At 56.2% G+C, this 1,905-nt stretch carries 2 protein-coding genes; both read right to left on the bottom strand.

Annotation, left to right across the window (positions count from 1 at the left end):
* Positions 1–80: 80 nt before the first annotated feature.
* Positions 81–431 carry a hypothetical protein gene (locus tag ACQ7JA_RS24935; RefSeq protein WP_430902397.1) on the bottom strand — a complete coding sequence of 117 codons (351 nt, stop codon included), beginning with the start codon at positions 429–431 and terminating at the stop codon, positions 81–83.
* 1,002 nt (positions 432–1,433) lie between these two features.
* The gene (locus tag ACQ7JA_RS24940) at positions 1,434–1,877 is read right to left on the bottom strand and encodes a hypothetical protein (protein ID WP_430902398.1); all 444 of its coding nucleotides are present in this window, start codon (positions 1,875–1,877) and stop codon (positions 1,434–1,436) included.
* Between the last annotated feature and the right edge of the window lie 28 nt (positions 1,878–1,905).

Here is a 1,905-nt window from a genome sequence, read left to right on the forward strand (position 1 = left end):
TAAGCGGACCTCGCGTCCTTTGCTTCAAACTCTCGAATATTTAATCGGGAGGTGCGACTGACTGCATCGAGGGCCTCATTTCACTTCTTCCCGACCGCAAGCCTGACCAGTCGCAGCTCGCTGAGCGCCTCGTCAAGTGGCACGCTTGGCGCCGTCAATTCACCCGGACGGTTGGCATCAATAAAAACTAGCCAGCGCTTGATGACCGCATCTTTGTCGCGAATCGGGCTGTCGGGCCGGAACGGCGTGCCTGGCCAAGCGCTCACTCCGCAGCTAGCACCGAAGCCAGAGGTCACTGTATGGTATCGCTCGCCCGCTCGCACCTTGCCCTTGTAGACCTCATCAATGCGAAACACCAATGATTCGGTCTGGCGCTCAGTAGGTTGGCCATGAGGGCTCCGATTGGCACGCACGATCGTAGCGATGAACACTTTGTCCGCCTCGCGCACTTGGGCCCGTATGCGCTGTTCTTCGTTTGGGTATATTGGTGGCGGCTCGCACGCGTACGCCCCAGCACTGGCAAGCGTTAGCAGCACTGCCTCCCAACGGCGGACTCCAAGCTTGCACTGTCTCTTATGCACTGCCCTGTCTCCCAAAGTAATAGGTAAGAGTCCGGGTTTCGTCGTTGCCGGCATCGAGTCGGAGCCACGGGCGATTCATTCGCTGGGCTCTCAAACTTTCTCTAACAGTATGCGCCTGTGCAATCTCTGCCTTTGCGGAAGACCGTTTCTGGCCGAAGGCGGCCGTTGAGCTCAGCATAACAGCTCGCCAAGGAAGGAAAGTCGCAGAGTGTGACGAGGGGCCGGAAGCGACCCAAAGCGGACCGTCAGCAGCCTGACTTTGCGAGCTCGTCCAAAGCACGAACTGCCTCTATTCTGGGTTCGGACAACCAGAGCGAATCCACGAGCGAAAACACTTCATTCGCTAGCGCAGTGCCGACGACGTCTGATCGCTCAAGTGCCCGACCGCAAATATTGCGGTCGTCTGCGCGTCTCCCCTTGCCGCTAGCCACCATAAACGAGCCTCCACCTGGACGAGGCTTGTATAGCAGCGAAACAAGGACGCGGTCACTTGGTGCGCTTCCATCTCCCCATGGGCCAAGGACTAGGTCGAAACATGGCATGTGTTCCGGCTCATCGACCGTCCATTGCACAAAGTAGACAGCTTTCGTGCCAGACGAATCCTCTAGATCACCCCAGATAGTTTTGAACTGCTTCCCGCAGCAGTCACAGTATCCAGCCGACTCGTTCCAGAAATTCGCGCGTACCGGGTCTTCTTCACGCATTAATGTTCCTTTTGGTCTGGATCAAGAATGTCCGCTCCTGGCCGAAGTCGGCCGTTTAACTCAGCATAGCAGGTAGCCAACGCGGAAAAGTAGCGGACTGTCACGAGGACCGGATCCGGCCCGAAGCGGACATCGCTAGGTTCCGGAATTATGAGAACTGGGCTGTGATCCTTGATGAAATACGGGGCTCGTTCGCAGCAATTGCGTCTACCAGTCCAAAGAGATTCGGCACCAGCCCTTCTTCCAAAAGCTGCTTGCGAGTTAGGACCTTACCCAATGCTTCACTATCTCCCCAAGGAGCTTGTTCCGGTTCCAGCACTGTGTAAATCAACTGTTCTCCATCACTTCGAGCGGACACCACCGCAAGGCCCGCAACATTTGCGCCTTGCTGATCGAGTGCACAGATGCCGAGGGTAAAACGAGATTCGTGTCCCTCTGCCCAACGGTATCCGTAGTGCGCAAGTTCCTGACCTTCAGACTCCAGAACGCCTTCGCCCTCATACACTGGCCTGCCGCAGCATGGACACTGACTCGTCTCTTCATCTGTAATCGCTGTAGTCGAAACCGGTATGTCTTCCATCAAAAGATCCATTATGGTTGTCGTAACGTCCGCTCATGGC

Source organism: Massilia sp. BKSP1R2A-1 (assembly GCF_050586525.1).
Classification (GTDB): domain Bacteria; phylum Pseudomonadota; class Gammaproteobacteria; order Burkholderiales; family Burkholderiaceae_D; genus Telluria.

What these genes read in the sequence shown, in the direction of transcription:
- ACQ7JA_RS24940 (WP_430902398.1), bottom strand. Translation starts at nt 1,877, where the DNA reads ATGGATCTTTTGATGGAAGACATACCGGTTTCGACTACAGCGATTACA.